Source organism: Acidovorax sp. Leaf191, from assembly GCF_001424425.1.
Classification (GTDB): Bacteria; Pseudomonadota; Gammaproteobacteria; order Burkholderiales; family Burkholderiaceae_C; genus Acidovorax.
On sequence record NZ_LMPT01000001.1, the window covers coordinates 454242 to 471956 of the forward strand.

General features: G+C 63.0%; 15 protein-coding genes. 7 read left to right on the forward strand and 8 right to left on the reverse strand.

Features of this window, described 5'->3' with window-relative positions:
* Positions 1–4 precede the first annotated feature (4 nt).
* The 7 genes from ASG27_RS02035 to dnaA form a co-directional block, all read right to left on the reverse strand.
* Positions 5–1123, reverse strand: coding sequence for an AAA family ATPase (locus tag ASG27_RS02035; protein WP_056410839.1), 1119 nt, complete (start codon positions 1121–1123; stop codon positions 5–7).
* 1 nt (position 1124) lies between these two features.
* Positions 1125–2339 carry a restriction endonuclease subunit S gene (locus tag ASG27_RS02040; protein WP_056410842.1) on the reverse strand — a complete coding sequence of 405 codons (1215 nt, stop codon included), beginning with the start codon at positions 2337–2339 and terminating at the stop codon, positions 1125–1127.
* Positions 2336–3892: a type I restriction-modification system subunit M gene (locus ASG27_RS02045; protein WP_056410845.1), complete on the reverse strand. Its 1557-nt coding sequence runs from the start codon at positions 3890–3892 to the stop codon at positions 2336–2338. Before ASG27_RS02045 ends, ASG27_RS02040 begins: the two co-directional genes overlap by 4 nt.
* Before the next feature lie 417 nt (positions 3893–4309).
* Positions 4310–4558, reverse strand: a complete 249-nt coding sequence (locus tag ASG27_RS02050; protein ID WP_326938654.1) for a nucleotide pyrophosphohydrolase — start codon at positions 4556–4558, stop codon at positions 4310–4312.
* Between the two features lie 200 nt (positions 4559–4758).
* The gene (gyrB, locus tag ASG27_RS02055) at positions 4759–7365 is read right to left on the reverse strand and encodes a DNA topoisomerase (ATP-hydrolyzing) subunit B (protein WP_056410848.1); all 2607 of its coding nucleotides are present in this window, start codon (positions 7363–7365) and stop codon (positions 4759–4761) included.
* A 182-nt stretch (positions 7366–7547) separates the two neighbouring features.
* Positions 7548–8666: a DNA polymerase III subunit beta gene (gene dnaN / locus ASG27_RS02060; RefSeq protein WP_056171502.1), complete on the reverse strand. Its 1119-nt coding sequence runs from the start codon at positions 8664–8666 to the stop codon at positions 7548–7550.
* A gap of 167 nt (positions 8667–8833) precedes the next feature.
* The gene (gene dnaA, locus ASG27_RS02065) at positions 8834–10258 is read right to left on the reverse strand and encodes a chromosomal replication initiator protein DnaA (protein WP_056171500.1); all 1425 of its coding nucleotides are present in this window, start codon (positions 10256–10258) and stop codon (positions 8834–8836) included.
* A 488-nt stretch (positions 10259–10746) separates the two neighbouring features.
* Here dnaA and rpmH point away from each other — a divergent pair, with 488 nt between their 5' ends.
* The 7 genes from rpmH (at position 10747) to ASG27_RS02100 (ending at position 16950) form a co-directional block, all read left to right on the forward strand.
* Entirely contained in the window at positions 10747–10881 is a 135-nt protein-coding gene (rpmH, locus tag ASG27_RS02070; RefSeq protein ID WP_005798102.1) for a 50S ribosomal protein L34, read from the forward strand.
* A 73-nt stretch (positions 10882–10954) separates the two neighbouring features.
* Entirely contained in the window at positions 10955–11539 is a 585-nt protein-coding gene (locus ASG27_RS02075) for a ribonuclease P protein component (RefSeq protein ID WP_082485708.1), read from the forward strand.
* Positions 11536–11838, forward strand: a complete 303-nt coding sequence (gene yidD / locus ASG27_RS02080; protein WP_056171749.1) for a membrane protein insertion efficiency factor YidD — start codon at positions 11536–11538, stop codon at positions 11836–11838. Before ASG27_RS02075 ends, yidD begins: the two co-directional genes overlap by 4 nt.
* The gene (gene yidC / locus ASG27_RS02085; RefSeq protein WP_056410851.1) at positions 11835–13550 is read left to right on the forward strand and encodes a membrane protein insertase YidC; all 1716 of its coding nucleotides are present in this window, start codon (positions 11835–11837) and stop codon (positions 13548–13550) included. The genes yidD and yidC overlap by 4 nt, the downstream gene beginning before the upstream one ends.
* A gap of 90 nt (positions 13551–13640) precedes the next feature.
* Positions 13641–15122, forward strand: a complete 1482-nt coding sequence (gene mnmE, locus ASG27_RS02090; protein ID WP_056410853.1) for a tRNA uridine-5-carboxymethylaminomethyl(34) synthesis GTPase MnmE — start codon at positions 13641–13643, stop codon at positions 15120–15122.
* Between the two features lie 188 nt (positions 15123–15310).
* A complete protein-coding gene (locus ASG27_RS02095) occupies positions 15311–15802 on the forward strand; it encodes a Crp/Fnr family transcriptional regulator (protein ID WP_056171495.1) in 492 nt (163 codons plus the stop codon).
* Between the two features lie 110 nt (positions 15803–15912).
* Entirely contained in the window at positions 15913–16950 is a 1038-nt protein-coding gene (locus ASG27_RS02100) for a hypothetical protein (RefSeq protein WP_056410855.1), read from the forward strand.
* 157 nt (positions 16951–17107) lie between these two features.
* On the opposite strand, the gene ASG27_RS02105 is transcribed toward ASG27_RS02100, so the two are convergent.
* Positions 17108–17662, reverse strand: coding sequence for an adenine phosphoribosyltransferase (locus ASG27_RS02105; RefSeq protein ID WP_056410858.1), 555 nt, complete (start codon positions 17660–17662; stop codon positions 17108–17110).
* Positions 17663–17715: the final 53 nt, after the last annotated feature.

Below are 17715 nucleotides of genomic sequence, written 5' to 3' on the forward strand. Positions count from 1 at the left end.
GGGGTCAGGCTCCCTGCTGCTGCCAGAAAGCATGGCGGCTTTTCAGGTGATCCGTCAGCAGCTTGACAGTCACCTGTTCTGCGGGCGTCGGCACCGCCATGGCTTCATTCGACAGCGTGCTGTGGCTGGTGAAATTGATGATGCGGCTGTAGTACAGCTGCTTGTCGTCTGGCAGCAGCTCTGACCACTTTGGGTAGCCCAAGAAACTGGCCGTCTTCTCGTAAAGATTGCGCAGCAGCGTGAAGTGGTAGCGCTCCACCTTTTGATCGGCAATCGCCTGCTCGATGGTCTGCAACAGGTGTAGGTGGTAGGAAAAGCTCTTGTTGGAGTCGCCGTGTTTTTCGGTCAGTGTGAAACTGCCGTCTTCCTGGCGATCCAGCATGTAGCAGGCTTTGCTGTTGAACTCGTTGAACAACACGTTGTAGAACAGCGGGTTGTGGGTGGCGATGATGAACTTCAGATCAGTGGACTGGCTGGATTTGATCAACCCCGCCAAGTTCACCGCCAGCTCGATCACATGGTTTTCATCCAGTGAACTCACCGGGTCATCCACAAAGACGTACCTCAGATTGTTGAAAACATCGGTGGATCGGTTGGCGACCTCTGCGATGTTCAGCTCGGCAATCACTTGTTCGAGCAAGGCATTGAACACACTCCAGATGAAGTTGCTTTCCTCGCCCTTGGAAATCTTGATGTTCGGTTCATGCTGGTCGTTGCCACGCTCAAATGAGAAGGTGACCGAAGAAAAATCTGCACTGAAATGGGGTGTCAACTTCCCGCTGGTGTAGTGCTGAAAAGTGCCGGTGATGCTCTGGTCCTGGCCCTGTTCTTCAAGCACCCAACGGGTGAACGCGTTGGGCTGTATGACCAGCCTGGGCTCAACGTCTCGCTCCAAGTCGTTCTTCCAATAGAACAGATCTTCCGTGAACGCGCTGTAGTAGATGACCTTCTTGGCAGCTAAGTCAGACGCCTGCGCTTCTTCGCCCTCTGTCTTGGGCGAAATCAACTCCTTGAATGCTCGAGACAATCGCGTTTTACCCGTGCCGTTGAAGGCATAGATCAACTGCACCTTCTTGTTGGCATCCCTCAGCTGCTCGGCGATTTCGGTCAGCGTCTGGCTCATGTCAGGTCGCAGCCTCTTTCGGCTTCGGGAAGCTCAACATCAGATCGCGGTAATGCTCGTACTGCTTCTGACGAAGCTCGATTTCCCGGGGTAGTCCTTCGGTGATGGAGTTGGTTAGGGCGTTGAATTTGTCCAAGATGGAAACAATGCGCGCCTGCTCAACCAATGACTTCTCGATATCGTCCGGATGGGGGATCGGTATTCTGACTTTCGCGACGCCATCGACGAGCAATCTGTTGACCTTGCCACGCGACACATGCTTTGCCTTTTCATCGATGAACGCAGCGGTTTGCATTGCATAGGATATGTACTTCGGATTCATGGAATGACGAAAAGCATAGCTGTCATCATGAATGGCGACATCGCCGTCACCAACCCAAGCGACTGCTTTGCCAACGTCTTCCACGGTTTCACCAACTCCGGTTATCACGACATCGTTGGGCTCCGCGTAGCGCAATGCGCCTTCCAAATCAGATCGAACCTTAGAAACGGCATGATCGGTCCAAGTGTCATACCGGGTGTAAATCTCTCCGTAATGGATTGCACTGATTCCGTTTTCCACAAAATCAGCTTTTGTAAAGCGCTTGCCACGTATAAATTTCCCGATTTTGTTTAACGGCTTCCACTCGACACTCTCGTCTTCAAACCGCAATAATTGATCGCGATAGTGCCTGTATTGTTTCTTGCGTGCCGTAAGCTCGGCCGTAAGCTCGGCCGTAAGCTCGGTAAAGGCATCCAATGATCGGACGATTTTTGCTTGAAATTCAAGTGACCTTTCGATGTCATCAGGGAGAGGGATGGGGACTAGATAATTTAAAATTTCTTCCGTTGGCAAGTGTGCGGGAATAGCATCTGTTGCCAGCGATTGAATTTCTTTTTGATTATTTTTTAAATAATAATAGAGGTATTTATTATTGAGTGCTTGACTTGGTTTTACGCAATAGCAAACGTCGTTTGCCCAAAAATCCGTCTCGATGAGGTTAATGAAGCCGGCGGTTCCATACTTAACGATAGTAATGGTATTTTTTGCCTGATTAAAGTTGTCATAAAACCCCATTGGGGTAACGCCGCCGCTAAAAACGGGGTATTTCTTTTCAGGGCTCAACTCACTTTTTGTCACGCGACGACCTCTCTCGAGAGTTGCGCATGACTCCAGCGGCATCCACTTCACCTCAACTCCATCCAGCAGCTTGTCCAAAAAGTCCACGCTGCTCATACCTTAGTCTCCTCGCCTTCGATTTCAGCCACGATGGCGTCAATGTCTTTGCGCAACTGATCGATCTTGGCCACGGTGGTTTTCAGCTCGGCATTGAGTTGGGCGATGTCCACCACTTCGCGGTTGTCCTTGGCGTCGATGTAGCTGCTGACCGACAGGTTGTAGTCGTTGGCGGCCACCTTATCGAACGGCACGGAATAGGCGAAGTGATCTACATTTGCCTTACTGTCGAAAACCGCCATGATCTGTTCAACGTGCACGTCCAGCAGCGCGTTATTGTTGGTCTCTTTCTTAAACAGGCCGCTGGCGTCAATGAACTGGATTTTATTGTTTTGCTTGTTTTTTGCCAGCACCAGAATATTCACAGCTATGGTGGTGCCGTAGAACAGGTTGGAGGCCAGCGCTATCACCGTTTCTACATAGTTGTTGTCCACCAGATATTGGCGAATTTTCTGCTCGGCCCCACTGCGGTAAAAGATGCCAGGAAAGCAGACGATGGCAGCGCGGCCTTTGGCCGAGAGGTAGCTGAGCGCATGCAGCACAAAGGCAAAGTCGGCTTTGGATTTGGGAGCCAGCACGCCTGCTGGGGCAAAGCGGTCATCATTGATGAGGGTAGGGTCGTCCGAGCCTTTCCACTTCACTGAGTAGGGCGGGTTGGAGACGATGGCGTCAAAAGGTTTGTCGCCCCCAAAGTGCGGCTCAATCAGGGTATCGCCCAGCTGGATGTTGAATTTGTCGTAGTTGACGTTGTGCAGAAACATGTTCATCCGCGCCAGGTTGTACGTGGTGTGGTTGAGTTCCTGGCCAAAAAAGCCGTCTTCGATGATGTGTTGATCGAAATGTTTTTTGGCTTGCAGCAACAGGGACCCCGATCCGCAAGCAGGGTCGTAAATCTTGTTGATGCTGGTTTGCCCGTGCATGGCCAACTGGGCAATGAGCTTGGAGACCTGTTGCGGCGTGAAGAACTCGCCGCCTGATTTGCCCGCGTTGGCGGCGTAGTTGGAGATGAGGAACTCGTAGGCATCGCCAAACAGGTCGATGTGGCTGTCGTCAAAGGTGCCAAAGTCCAGGTCGGCAACCCCTTTGAGCACGGCGGCCAAGCGGGCATTTTTGTCTTTGACGGTGTTGCCCAGGCGGTTGCTGGTAGTGTCAAAGTCCGCAAACAGGCCTCGGATGTCGCGCTCTGACGGGTAACCGATGGCAGAGGATTCAATGAGAGAAAAGATTTTGGCCAGGTCGGTGTTCAGGCTTTCGTTGGTGTTGGCTTTGGCCGCGACATTGACGAATAACTGGCTGGGGTAGATGAAGTAGCCCTTGGTCTTGACAGCGTCGTCGCGGATTTCGGGGGTGATCACGAGGTCGGACAGCGCTGCGTAGTCAACGCCGTCGTCCCCGCCCTCGATGTAGGCCGCAAAATTTTCGCTGATGAAGCGGTAGAACAGGGTGCCAAGCACGTATTGCTTGAAGTCCCACCCATCTACGGCACCACGCACATCGTTGGCGATTTGCCAGATGCGGCGTTGCAGTTCGGCGCGTTGTTGGATGCTTGTCATGGTTTTCTGGTGTCAATACCCGGGTGCAAAAGGGCGAGCTTTGGGCTGTCGAGCGTTATCGAGAACGAAATCGTTGCGATGAGCTACTTGCTCTCGCAAGGCGCTGGGAAGTCTACTTGCGCTCCACGCACAGGACGCGGTTCAATGAGATTTAAGGCGTTGGCGCAATGAACTGATTTGCGCTCCGGCAAAAGCGGTCGGAGGGCAAGCGACCAAGGGGCCGCTCCAAAGCAGTCTCAACAGTCTAGCGCCGAGGTATCACAGGAAGTGCCTCTTTTGGAGTGAACAGGCGGGCGTCGTCGATCTGCACGCTCAGCAAGTAACGCACATCGGATCGAGGGTCGTTTCTGGTTGCTTGGGTGACCTGATTCGTACCGGCTCAAGCGGTGATTACTGCTCGGCGTACTTGCGACTGCTTCACCGTGCCTGATCCACAGGGTATTCCTGTCCCTTGATCCCCACCTTGGCATTCGCCGTCTCAGTCAAATCAACCTCCAGCGCAGTGACCATCTGCACAAGGTACAGCAGCACATCTGCCATCTCATACGCAACGGCCTGTTTCTTGTCAGTCGGCAGGTTGCGGCTTTGCTCCTTGGTCAGCCACTGAAAGTGCTCCAGCAGCTCGCCGGCTTCCACGATCAACGCAGACGCCAGGTTCTTGGGCAAATGGAGCTGGCCTCAGTTGCGCTGCTGCGCGAAGTCTTGCAGGCGCAGGGCCAGTTGCTGCAGGGTGGTGGCAGGCGCTGTGGCTGGTGTTGTGGAAGGGTCTTGATGCATAGATAGAAGCCGAGCTTGATGAAAAAACGCCCGGGTGTTGGCCGGGCGTTTTTGTTTATTAGTGCACCACTACAACGTAGCGGGCTGGCTCACACATCAATATTCCCCGCCCGCAGCGCATTCGTCTCAATGAAATCCCGCCGCGGCTCCACCTCATCCCCCATCAGCATCGTGAACACCCGATCCGCCTCGATCGCATCATCGATCTGCACGCGCAGCAGGCGCCGCACATTCGGGTCCATCGTCGTTTCCCACAGCTGCTCGGGGTTCATCTCGCCCAGGCCCTTGTAGCGCTGGCGGCTGGTGGTGCGTTCGGCTTCGGTGATGAGCCACTTCATGGCCTGGCGGAAGTCGCCGACTTTCTCTTCCTTCTGCTTCTCGCCTTCGCCGCGCAGGGCCTTGGCGCCCTCGCCCAGCAGGCCGCGGAAGGTTTCGGCGGCTTCGGCCAGGGCGGCGTAGTCGGCGCCGTGCACGAAGTCCTGCGTGATGACGCTGCTCTTGACGTTGCCGTGGTGGCGGCGGCTGATGCGCAGGATGGGTTTGTCGGTGCGCACGTCGAATTCGCCGGCCACTTCGGCGGGCGTGCCGGTGGTGTTCAGCTCGCGCAGCTTGATCTGCAGGGCCACGGCGCTGGCTTCGGCTTCGGCCACGGAGTCGAGCTTGAGGCTCACGCCGTCGGCCACGGCGCGCAGGGCTTCGGCGTCCATGAAGTTGGACAGGCGGTGGATCACGCTTTCAGCGACCTGGTGCTTGCGCGCCAGTTCGGCCAGGGTGTCGCCGGCCAGCACTTGCGGGTTGGCGCCACCGGTGCTCACGCTGGCGTGGTTCAGCGCAATGCGCAGCAGGAAGCCGTCGAGCGCGGGGCCGTCTTTCAGGTACAGCTCTTCCTTGCCGGCCTTGACCTTGTATAGCGGTGGCTGCGCAATGTAGATGTGGCCGCGCTCGACCAGCTCGGGCATCTGGCGGTAGAAGAAGGTCAGCAGCAGGGTGCGGATGTGGGCGCCGTCGACGTCGGCGTCGGTCATGATGATGATGCGGTGGTAGCGCAGCTTGGCCACGTCGAAGTCATCGCCCCCCGTGGTGCCGCCGGCCTTGCCGATGCCGGTGCCCAGGGCGGTGATCAGCGTCAGGATTTCGTTGCTGGTCAAGAGCTTTTCATACCGGGCCTTTTCCACGTTCAGGATCTTGCCGCGCAGGGGCAGGATGGCCTGGAACTTGCGGTCGCGGCCCTGCTTGGCGGAGCCGCCGGCGGAGTCACCCTCGACGATGTAGATCTCGCACATGGCCGGGTCTTTTTCCTGGCAGTCGGCCAGTTTGCCGGGCAGGCCCATGCCGTCGAGCACGCCCTTGCGGCGGGTCATTTCGCGGGCCTTGCGGGCGGCTTCGCGGGCGCGGGCGGCTTCGACGATCTTGCCGCAGATGATCTTGGCGTCGTTGGGCTTTTCCTGCAGGTAGTCGGTCAGCAGCTTGCCCACGATGTCTTCCACGGGGGCGCGCACTTCGCTGGACACCAGCTTGTCCTTGGTCTGGCTGCTGAACTTGGGCTCGGGGACCTTCACGCTCAGCACGCAGCACAGGCCTTCGCGCATGTCGTCGCCGGTCACTTCGACCTTGGCCTTCTTGGCGAACTCGTTTTCTTCGATGTACTTGTTGATGACGCGGGTCATCGCCGCGCGCAGGCCGGTCAGGTGGGTGCCGCCGTCACGCTGGGGAATGTTGTTGGTAAAGCAGAGCACCTGCTCGCTGTACGCGCTGTTCCACTGCATGGCCACTTCGACGCCGATGTGCGTGCCCGGGATGCCGCCATACGTCTCGGCCGGGCGCTCGCCCGCGGCGTAGAACGAGTTGGGGTGCAACACCGTCTTGCCCTTGTTGATGAACTCGACAAAGCCGCGCACGCCGCCGGCGCCCGAGAAGTCGTCTTCCTTGCCGCTGCGCTCGTCCTTCAAGCGAATGCGCACGCCGTTGTTCAGGAAGGACAGCTCGCGCAGGCGCTTGGCCAGGATCTCGTAGTGGTAGTCGTTGTTCTCTTTGAAGATCTCGGTGTCGGGCAGGAAGTGCACTTCGGTGCCGCGCTTTTCGGTGTCGCCGGTGACCTTCATGGGGCTGACTTCAAAGCCGTCCACGGTGTCGAGCAGGCGGTCTTGCACAAAGCCGCGCGCAAACTCGATCTGGTGCACCTTGCCTTCGCGGCGCACGGTCAGGCGCAGCCATTTGGAGAGCGCGTTCACGCAGCTCACGCCCACGCCGTGCAGGCCGCCCGAGACCTTGTAGCTGTTCTGGTTGAACTTGCCGCCGGCGTGCAGCTCGGTCAGCGCGATCTCGGCGGCACTGCGCTTGGGCTCGTGCTTGTCGTCCATCTTCACGCCGGTGGGGATGCCGCGGCCGTTGTCGGTGACGCTGATGGAGTTGTCGGAGTGGATGGTGACGACGATGTCGTCGCAGTGGCCGGCCAGGGCTTCGTCGATGGAGTTGTCCACCACTTCGAACACCAGGTGGTGCAGGCCGGTGCCGTCGGACGTGTCGCCGATGTACATGCCGGGGCGCTTGCGCACGGCCTCCAGGCCTTCCAGGATGGTGATCGAGCCTTCGCCGTAGCTTTCGCTGGCGCCGGCCTGGTTGGTGTCGATCTTGTGCGGAACAGGCTCACCCGTGCCGGTAGGTTCTTGCTCGGGCAGGTTGTTGTCAGCGGTCATGGTGGGCCTTGGGATCCGTGGAGGCCGGGGTCGGCGTCCAATGTTTTCAATAGGGGTCAAATAGCGCCCTACCGCTTGTCCATCCTGCGGTAGCAGCTATCATTACAGTAGCAAAAGCGAAGCAGCCCCGTTCAGGCCATGCACCTGCACAGGGGCAAGGCACGCCGGGCCGGGGCCGATGGCTAGATGCGCATCGGCATCACCACGTACTTGAAGCTTTCGTTGTCGGGGATGGTCATCAGCGCAGAGCTGTTGCCGTCCGAGAGCTCCACCTTCACCATGTCCTGGCCCATGTTGGCCAGGGCGTCGATGAGGTAGGTCACGTTGAAGCCGATCTCGATGGTGTCACCACCGTAGTCGATGTCGAGCTCGTCCACGGCCTCTTCCTGCTCGGCGTTGTTGGACGCCACGCGCAAGGTGCCGGGCTCCAGGTTCAGGCGCACGCCCTTGAACTTGTCGCTGGTCATGATGGCGGTGCGCTGCAGGCTGGCCAGCAGCGGCGCGCGGCCCAGGGTGATGCTGTTCTTGTGGTTCTTGGGGATCACGCGGTTGTAGTCGGGGAACTTGCCCTCGACCAGCTTGGTGACGAACTCCATGCCGCCGAAGGTGAACTTCGCCTGGTTGTTGGCGAACTGCATCTCGATGTGGGGCTGGTTCTCGCCGCCGGCGTCCGACAGCAGGCGCTGCAGCTCGATCACGGTCTTGCGCGGCAGGATGACTTCCTGCTTGGGCACTTCGACGTCCAGCGTGGCGCTGGCAAAGGCCAGGCGGTGGCCGTCGGTGGCCACCAGGGACAGTTGCTTGCCCTCGGCCACGAAGAGGATGCCGTTCAGGTAGTAGCGGATGTCCTGCACGGCCATTGCGAACGACACCTGGGACAGCAGGTCCTTCAGCACCTTCTGCGGCACGCTGAACGCGGGGCCGAAGGCGGCGGATTCCTGCACCAGCGGAAAGTCTTCGGCCGGCAGGCTCTGCAGGGTGAAGCGGCTCTTGCCGCCCTTGAGGATGAGTTTGGACTGCTGCGACTCCAGGCTCACCGTCTGGTCGCTGGGCATGGTGCGCAGGATGTCGATCAGCTTGCGCGCGCCCACCGTGGTGGTGAAGTCGCCGGTGTCGCCGCCCAGCTCGGCCGTGGTGCGGATCTGGATTTCGAGGTCGCTGGTCGTCAGCTGCAGGGCATTGCCCGTCTTGCGGATCAGCACATTGGCCAGGATGGGCAGGGTGTGCCGGCGCTCGACGATGCCAGCCACGGACTGGAGTACCGCGAGAACCTTGTCTTGTGTTGCCTTCAGGACGATCATGTCATCAACCTCTTGTGGATTTTCTAAAACGGTGCGTCGGCAGCGGCACGGGTGGTGCCCCCCCTGCTGCCCAATCCGTCATTTTGCCTTGTAAGAACGTGTTTGCTGCCTCGGCATGGCAACGAACAAGTTCTTACAGAAGCGGGCCTGGCTGGACACACGGGAGTTCAGCCTTTCAGCGTCTGCTCCAGCACGTGCAGCTGCTGGTTCAACTCGGTCAACTGCTGGCGCTCGCCGGAGATCTTGCGCACGGCATGCAGCACGGTGGTGTGGTCCCGACCGCCGAACAATTCTCCGATCTCCGGAAGGCTCTTTTGCGTCAGCTCCTTGGCCAGGTACATCGCGATCTGGCGCGGGCGGGCAATGCTGGCCGGGCGCTTCTTGCTGTACATGTCGGCGACCTTGATCTTGTAGTAGTCGGCCACCGTCTTCTGGATGTTTTCCACACTGATCTGCCGGTTCTGGATGGACAGCAGATCGCGCAGCGCCTCGCGGGCCAGCTGGATGGAGATTTCCTTCTGGTTGAAGCGCGAGTACGCCAGGATCTTGCGCAGCGCGCCTTCGAGTTCGCGCACGTTGGAGCGCACGTTCTTGGCGACGAAGAAGGCGACCTCCTCGGGCATTTCGGTGCCTTCGACGCGGGCCTTGTTGATCAGGATGGCCACGCGCATTTCGAGTTCGGGCGGCTCGATGGCCACCGTCAGGCCCGAATCGAAGCGCGAGACCAGCCGCTCGTGGATGTTGGCCAGGCCCTTGGGGTAGGTGTCCGACGTCATCACGATGTGCGACTTCTTGGCCAGCAGAGCCTCGAACGCGTTGAAGAATTCTTCCTGCGTGCGGTCCTTGTTGGCGAAGAACTGCACGTCGTCGATGAGCAGCAGGTCGAGCGAGTGGTAGCGCTCCTTGAACTCGTCGAAGGTGCGGCGCTGGTAGGCCTTAACCACATCCGACACGAACTGCTCGGCATGGATGTAGAGAACTTTGGCGTCGGGCTTGTCCTGCAGCAGGCGGTTACCCACAGCGTGCACCAGGTGGGTCTTGCCCAGGCCGACACCGCCGTAGATGAACAGCGGGTTGTACAGATGGCCCGGCATGCCTGCCACGTGCATCGCCGCGGAGCGTGCCATGCGGTTGGCCGTGCCCTCCACCAGGGTCTCGAAGGTGAGGGCCGCGTTCAGGCGGTTGCGGAAGGCACCGGCCGAGGCGTCGTCGCTGCTGGCGGCGGGCGATTCGGCGGGCTGCGGGGTGTTGGTCGGCTCGGCTGCGGCGGGGCGAACGTAAGTGCGGGCCACGGATTCCCGCTGAGCGAGCGCTAACTCCAGCGTGACGGGCTGGCCGTACAGGCCTTCGAGCAGCGACGCGATGCGGCCCGCGTACTGCGCGCGGATCCAGTCGAGCTTGAAGCGGTTGGCCACCAGCAGGGTGACCTTGGAGAAGTCTTCGGCCACCTGGGCGGTCAGCGGCTTGATCCAGGTGTTGAACTGCTGCTCGGGCAGGTCTTGCGCCAGTTGCTCTACGCAGGCTTGCCACAGGCCCTGGCCGGCGTCGGAGCCGGACGATGGAAGGGTGCTGCGGGAGGGTTCCTCGGTCATTTCGGGGGAATTCTTGTTGTGGATAGGAGGAACGGGGCTGGGCGGGGGATTGTACCTTGTCAAGGAGTTATCCACAATTTGCGGCCTGCCCGCAGCCGGGTGATTCCCGGGGTTGAGTTTTGGTCGTGGCTGTGCTCGCTGGAGGGCTTTCGGGACCCGCTCGTCGGTGAACATATCTGTGCTTTGGCCGCGCGTTTTAGTGGGGCTCAAGGGGTACGACAACCCGCCGGCCAGCCCGGCCAGGCCTGTCTTTCAACGGCCCCGGCCAGTGCGAACAAGGCCCGTCCAGCCGAAAGGCATTGCCAGCGGCCACCAAGCCTGCGATAATTTTGGGTTTCCCTGAATGTGTTCAGGGTGATTTGACCCGGCGCGCCGTTATTTCTGCCCCGTGGGTCTGCCGCCAAGGCGCTGTTTTATATGGTGTGGCTGTGCAGATTGCAGGGGGTTCAAGAGCAGCAGTCCGGAACTGAACCTCAAGGAATAGCACCATGAAACGTACTTACCAGCCCTCCAAGACGCGCCGCGCGCGCACCCACGGTTTCCTCGTCCGCATGAAGACCCGCGGCGGCCGTGCCGTCATCAACGCACGCCGCGCCAAGGGCCGCAAGCGTCTGGCCGTCTAAGGCAGACCCGGTCTACGGCCTGCACGCCGCCTGCTCCCGGTTTGTACCGTCAGGTTCCAAACGGGGCGCTTGCATGCAACGGCTGAAAACCCGTCCGCAGTTCCAGGCCGCCATGGCGGGGGGCACCGTCTCCCGCACTGCGCATTTTGCGTTGCACCGCCTGGTGCTGGGGGCCGAAGGCAGCCTCGCCGCTGCCGACTCCGCCAGTGCGGCACCCACAGGGCCCGGTTCCTTGCCTTCAACGCAAGGGCCGCAGGCCCTGTTTGCCGTGCAGGGCGTCTGGCTGGGCGCCATGGTGCCAAAGCGCTGGGCGCGCCGCGCCGTGACGCGCAATACCATCAAGCGGCAGATCTACACCGTGGGCGACACCTTCGAGGCGCGGCTGGAACAGGTCGCGCCGCAGTCCGCCCATGTGGTGCGCCTGCGCTCGGGGTTCGACCGCAAGCAGTTCGTGAGCGCCACGTCCGACCAGCTCAAGGCCGCGGTGCGCGCCGAGCTGCTGCAGCTGTTTGGCTACGCCACGCGGCGTGCGGGCGGCAGTGCGCCGGCGGCCAGCGCTGCCGTCACGGCTGCGGGCGCGACGACTGTGACTGTGACTGTGACTGCTGCCGCCATGGCCCCGCCCCAGCCCCCGGCCGAGGTGCCTGCGCCATGCTGATGCAGCGCCTGCTCATCGGCGTGGTCAAGGGCTACCGGCTGTTTCTCAGCCCCTGGCTGGGTTCGGCCTGCCGCTTCGAGCCGACCTGCTCGGTGTATTCGCTCAAGGCGCTGGAGTTGCACGGCGCCGGCGTGGGCAGCTATCTCACGGTGCGCAGGCTGGTACGCTGCCACCCCTGGTGTGACGGAGGCCACGATCCGGTGCCTCCGGGCCCTCACGATCTGCCGCGCAGTTTGCGGCTGTTTTCGCGGCTCTCCGATTCCAACACCCAACCATCCTCACCAAAGAAGTCTTCATGAACGACATTCGCCGCACCATCCTGTGGGTGATTTTTGGCTTTTCCATGGTTCTGCTGTGGGACAAGTGGCAACTGCACAACGGCAACAAGGCCACCTTCTTCCCCAGCACCACCGAGGCGGCGGCGCCAGCCCCGGCGGCCAACGCGTCCGGCGCAGCGGGTGCGGCCAGCGTGCCGTCTTCGTCCAGCACCCCGGTCGCGGCCACTGCAGGCGCGGCGGCAGTGCCCGGCCAGCAGGCACCCGCTGCGGTGCCCGCTGCCCCGGCCGCGCGTGAGCGCGTGCAGGTGACCACCGACGTGTACCGCCTGACGTTCGACAGCGAAGGCGGCTCGCTCACCCATGCCGAGCTGCTCAAGCACGCCGACATGGCGGACAAGGCCCGCAACTTCCTGCTGCTGGACGAGAGCGCACAGCGCGTCTACGTGGCGCAGACGGGCCTGATCGGCGGCAACTTCCCCACGCACAAGACCCCGATGACGGTGGTGCCCGGCCCGCGCGAGCTCAAGGACGGCCAGGACGAACTCAGCATCCGCTTCGAATCGCCCGACCTGGGCGGCCTGAAGCTGGCCAAGACCTGGACGATCAAGCGCGGTGTCTACGACATCGCCGTCAAGCACGAGGTGGTCAACACCGGCACCGCAGCTGTGTCGCCGCAGCTGTACTTCCAGCTGGTGCGCGACGGCAACAAGCCGCCGGGCGAGTCGTCGTTCTACTCCACCTTCACCGGCCCAGCGGTCTACACCGAAGCCAAGAAGTACCAGAAGATCGAGTTCAAGGACATCGAGAACGGCAAGGTCGACATCCCCAAGGATTCGCCCAACGGCTACGTGGCCATGGTGCAGCATTACTTCGCCACGGCCTGGCTGCTGGCCGACGGCACGCAGCGCGAGCTGTTCACCCGCAAGGTCGACACCAACCTGTACTCCGTGGGCATGCTCACGTCGCTGGGCGCCATCGAGCCCGGCGCGACCAAGACCGTGGACGCGCGCCTGTTCGCCGGCCCGCAGGTCGAGACCATGATGGAAAAGCTGTACCCCGGCCTGGAGCTGGTCAAGGACTACGGCTGGCTGACCATCTTGTCCAAGCCGCTGTACTGGCTGCTGGACCAGCTGCACAAGCTGTTGAACAACTGGGGCTGGTCCATCGTGGCGCTGGTGCTGCTGCTCAAGATCGCGTTCTACTGGCTCAACGCCAAGGCCTACGCCAGCATGGCCAAGATGAAGGCCATCAACCCCAAGATCATGGAGATGCGCGAGCGCCTGAAGGACAAGCCGCAGCAGATGCAGCAGGAGATGATGCGCATCTACCGCGAGGAAAAGGTCAACCCGATGGGCGGCTGCTTCCCCATCATGATCCAGATCCCCGTGTTCATCGCCCTGTACTGGGTGCTGCTGTCCAGCGTGGAAATGCGCAACGCGCCCTGGATCGGCTGGATCCACGACCTGTCGGCCCCGGACCCGTTCTTCATCCTGCCGCTGCTGATGACGCTGTCGTCGCTGCTGCAAACGGCGCTGAACCCCGCGCCACCCGACCCGATGCAGGCCAAGATGATGTGGTTCATGCCGCTGATCTTCAGCGTGATGTTCTTCTTCTTCCCGGCCGGCCTGGTGCTGTACTGGCTGACCAACAACATCTTGTCGATCGCGCAGCAGTGGCTTATCAACACCCGCATGGGCGTGCCGCCGCAATTTAACTTGCCTAGCTTCAAGTGACCTTGAGTCGCTGAGAAAGCACGAACCCCGAAGGCCGCGCAAGCGGCCTTTTTTATTCCACCCGCACCCCACCCTTGTAAAGTCGCCCCCATGCTTGCCCGCCACCAGGACCCCATCGTCGCCATCGCCACCGCTCCGGGCCGGGGTGCCGTCGGCATCGTGCGGGTGTCCGGCCGGGCCATCGGTGGGCTGGTGCAGGCGCTGTGCGGCCGGGCGCTCAAGCCCCGCGAGGCCACCTACCTGCCCTTTCGGGATGCGCAGGGCCAGGCCATCGACCAGGGGCTGGCGCTGTACTTCCCCGGCCCGCACAGCTACACCGGCGAGGACGTGCTGGAGCTGCAGGCCCACGGCGGCCCCGTGGTGCTGCAGCTGCTGCTGGCCCGCTGCCTGCAGGCGGGCAGCGCGCCCGACGCCGCCACCGGCCAGGCCTGCCTGCCCGGGCTGCGCGTGGCGCAGCCCGGCGAGTTCACCGAACGCGCTTTCCTGAACGACAAGATCGACCTGGCCCAGGCCGAGGCCATCGCCGACCTGATCGACGCGAGCACCGAGGCGGCGGCCCGCAGCGCCAGCCGGTCGCTGACGGGCGCGTTCTCGGCCGAGATCCACGGCCTGCGCGACGCGCTCATCCACCTGCGCATGCTGGTGGAGGCCACGCTCGACTTTCCGGAAGAAGAAATCGACTTCCTGCGCAAGGCTGATGCGCACGGGCAGTTATCGAATCTGCAGCAGACGCTGGCGTCGGTGATGCAGCGCGCACGCCAGGGCGCGCTGCTGCGCGAGGGCATCAAGGTGGTCATCGCCGGCCAGCCCAATGCGGGCAAGAGCTCGCTGCTCAACGCTCTGGCGGGGGCCGAGCTGGCCATCGTCACGCCCATTGCCGGCACCACGCGTGACAAGGTGCAGCAGACCATCCAGATCGAGGGCGTGCCCCTGCACATCATCGACACCGCCGGCCTGCGCGACAGCGAGGACGAGGTGGAGCGCATCGGCATTGCCCGCGCATGGGACGAGATCGCCGGGGCCGATGCCGTGCTGTTCCTGCACGACCTGGAGCGTGCCGATACTATTGAATACATAGCTGCTGACGCTGACATAGCAAGCGCTATCGCCCAAAGGCTGCCCGCTTCCATCCCGGTCATCGACGTCTGGAACAAGCTGGACCGTGCACCGGCCGCACCCGCTGCAGCGCTGCCCGCGGACACCACGGCAGCTGCGTCCACTGCCGCTGCGGTGCCAGCCCCCGCCAATGCCGGCGCGCGGCCCAGCGTTCGCCTGTCCGCCCGCACCGGCGAGGGGCTGGACAGCCTGCGGCGCGTTCTGCTGGACGTGGCCGGGTGGCAGTCGGCGCCCGAGGGCATCTACATCGCCCGCGCCCGGCATGTCGAGGCGCTGCAGGCGGTCGGCGCCCACCTGCAGGAGGCCGCCGACCAGCTCGGCGCCCAGGGCCCGGCGCTCGACCTGCTGGCCGAAGAGCTGCGGCTGGCGCAGAACGCACTGAGCGCGATCACCGGGGAATTCACCTCCGACGACCTGCTGGGCGTGATCTTCTCAAGCTTCTGCATCGGCAAGTGAACGGCCGACCGGCCGCCTTTGGGTCTAGCCGGCCAGTGCCTACGCAGGGTCGAAAATCAGGCCGCCCCCCTTGGCCCCGCCCCGGTTTGCCCCGTAGAACAGCCCCAGCCCGCCGCCTGTCGCTAATGTTGTAAACGGACGTAAACAGCGCTTGTGTCCAACCTGTAACAAGGGTAGCTTCGCGCCCCATGAACGTTTCCTCTCCATTGGCGCCCAAGGTTGACCTGCAGGGCCTGATCGACGCCATCGCGCAGGCCAGCGCCGATGACAGCATGACCAACCCCTTGACCCCCGCGCAGTGGGAAATCCTGTCGTCGTACCTGCTGCCCGTGGTCATGCCCGCCGGGCAGGTGCTGTTCTCGCAGGGCGCGACGGACCGCACGCTGTACCTGGTGGAAAGCGGCAGCCTCAGCGTGCACTACCAGGACGAAAAAGAGCGGTTGCGCCTGGCCATCGTCGGCGCGGGCTCCGTGGTGGGCGAAGGCGCTTTCTTCTCGCACCGCTCGCGCAGCGCCACCGTGCAGGCCAGCGCGCCGTGCAAGCTGTGGAGCCTGCCGGCCCTGCGCTTCACCGAATTGACCAACCGCCAGCCCGCCATTGCGCTCGGCCTGGTGATGGCGGCCGGGGCCGTGCTGGCCAAGCGGCTGGGTAACCGCCGCCGCCGCGTTGCGGCCACCTGACAGGCGGGCGGTTCAGGCGGGCCTGCGGGCTTTTGCGGGGCGATATCGGGTGTACACCGCGTTACACTCAATTTTCGATTTCCCCGGGCGCCATCTGTAGAAAGCAAGTCATGTCCCTGTTCAGCTGGTTCAGCCGCAAACCTGCCCCTCCCAAGCCCCGCCCGGCCGCCGAGCCCTCGGGCTTGCTGAATGCCGACGCCACCGTGCCCCTGTCCCCGGGCCGCCTGGGCAAACCGCTGCTCGAACCCGTGCCCCCGGAGCATGCCGCCAACCGCAAGAACGAGCGCATGGAGCGCCGCGAGCTGCTGTACACCGTGGTGCGCGATGCGATGGTGCGTGCCGGCGTGCTGTCGGCCAGCTACAAGTTCAAGGTGCTGTCGCTGGACCAGCGCGGCCGCCAGTTCCTGGTGATGATGGACCTGGCCCGCGAATACGGCGGCGAGACCGTGCGCCTGTCCGAGATCGAAGCCCTGATCGCCCAGACCGCCAAGACCCGCTACGACATCCTGGTGACCGCCGTGTACTGGCGCATCAACGACCATGTGGCGGTGGGCATTCCGCAAAAGGGCGTGGCGCCGCTGGGCGCCTCGCTGCAGGCGGCTCCGGCGCCCGCCGTGCGCCGCCCGGCGCCCGTGCTGGCAACGCCCGCCCCCGCCCCCGCCCCTGCGCCCGCTGCCATGCCGGCACGTGCGGCCGCTGCGCCCGTGCCTGCGGCGCCAGCCCCGGCGCCTGCGGTGCGCCCAGCTGTTGCAGCGCCCGCGCCAGCGGCATCCGCCCCTGCGGCGGCCGTCCCGCCGGTGCGGCCGGCTGCGCCCACACTCGCGGCCCAGGCCACGGCGCCCGCGCCGCTGCTGCCGGCCGCTCCCACCCTGGCCCCGGCCCCCGCGCCAGCCACGCGCCCGTCGCCGCGCTACGAGCCCATCGAGGCCGACGAGGTGGCGGCGTTCAAGCGGGCGCTGGCCAATGCCGCAGGTGCCAGCGCCGCGGCGCCCGCAGCCGCCGCTGCCGCCCGGCCGGGTGTGCCGGTGCGCTCCGGTCCGCTGCTGCCGCCGTCGTCGCACTCCACAGGTTTCGAAGACACCGAGATGCCTGGCTCGGACGGTCCGTCCCCCGACCTCAGCAGCACCCAGTATGGCGAGCTGAACTGATTGCATGGACCGGATCGGTGGCGGCGGGCGTGGGTGCCCGCCCCGCCGCTGATGGATGCCAGCCCTCCGCATGGAGGGCTTTCCTTTTGGCGCGCCCGAAGCGACGGGTGGGGCTGGTGTCCCGCCTTCCTGCCGCTGCCTGCGCCGTGGCGTGGCCTCAGTGCCCGGCGAAGTCGACCAGGGTGTACAGCGGCAGGCCGCCGTCGCGCAGGCGCTGCGAGCCGCCCAGCTCAGGCAGGTCCACGATGGCGGCGCCTTCGGTGACGGTGGCGCCCAGCTTTTCCAGGAGCTTCTTGCCGGCCATCATCGTGCCGCCGGTGGCAATCAGGTCGTCGATCAGCAGCACGCGGTCGCCCGCCTTCACGGCGTCGGTGTGCAGCTCCACCGTGGCGCTGCCGTACTCCAGCTCGTAGGTTTCTTCCACCGTGGTGAAGGGCAGCTTGCCCTTTTTGCGGATGGGCACGAAGCCCACGTTCAGCTCGTACGCCACCACGGCGCCCAGGATGAAGCCGCGCGCATCCAGCCCGGCCACCACGTCGGGGCGCAGCGCCTTGTCCATGTAGCGGTGCACGAACGCATCGATGAGCACGCGGAACACCTTCGGGTCCTGCAGCAGCGGCGTGATGTCGCGAAACTGCACGCCCGCCGCGGGCCAGTCGGGCACGGTGCGGATGTGCTGGCGAAGAAAGTCGTTGACGCTGAGTGGCTGCATGAGCGGGCGGTGTGGGCTTGTTGGAGAGAGGGGCGGTGCGGCGCCACGGGGCT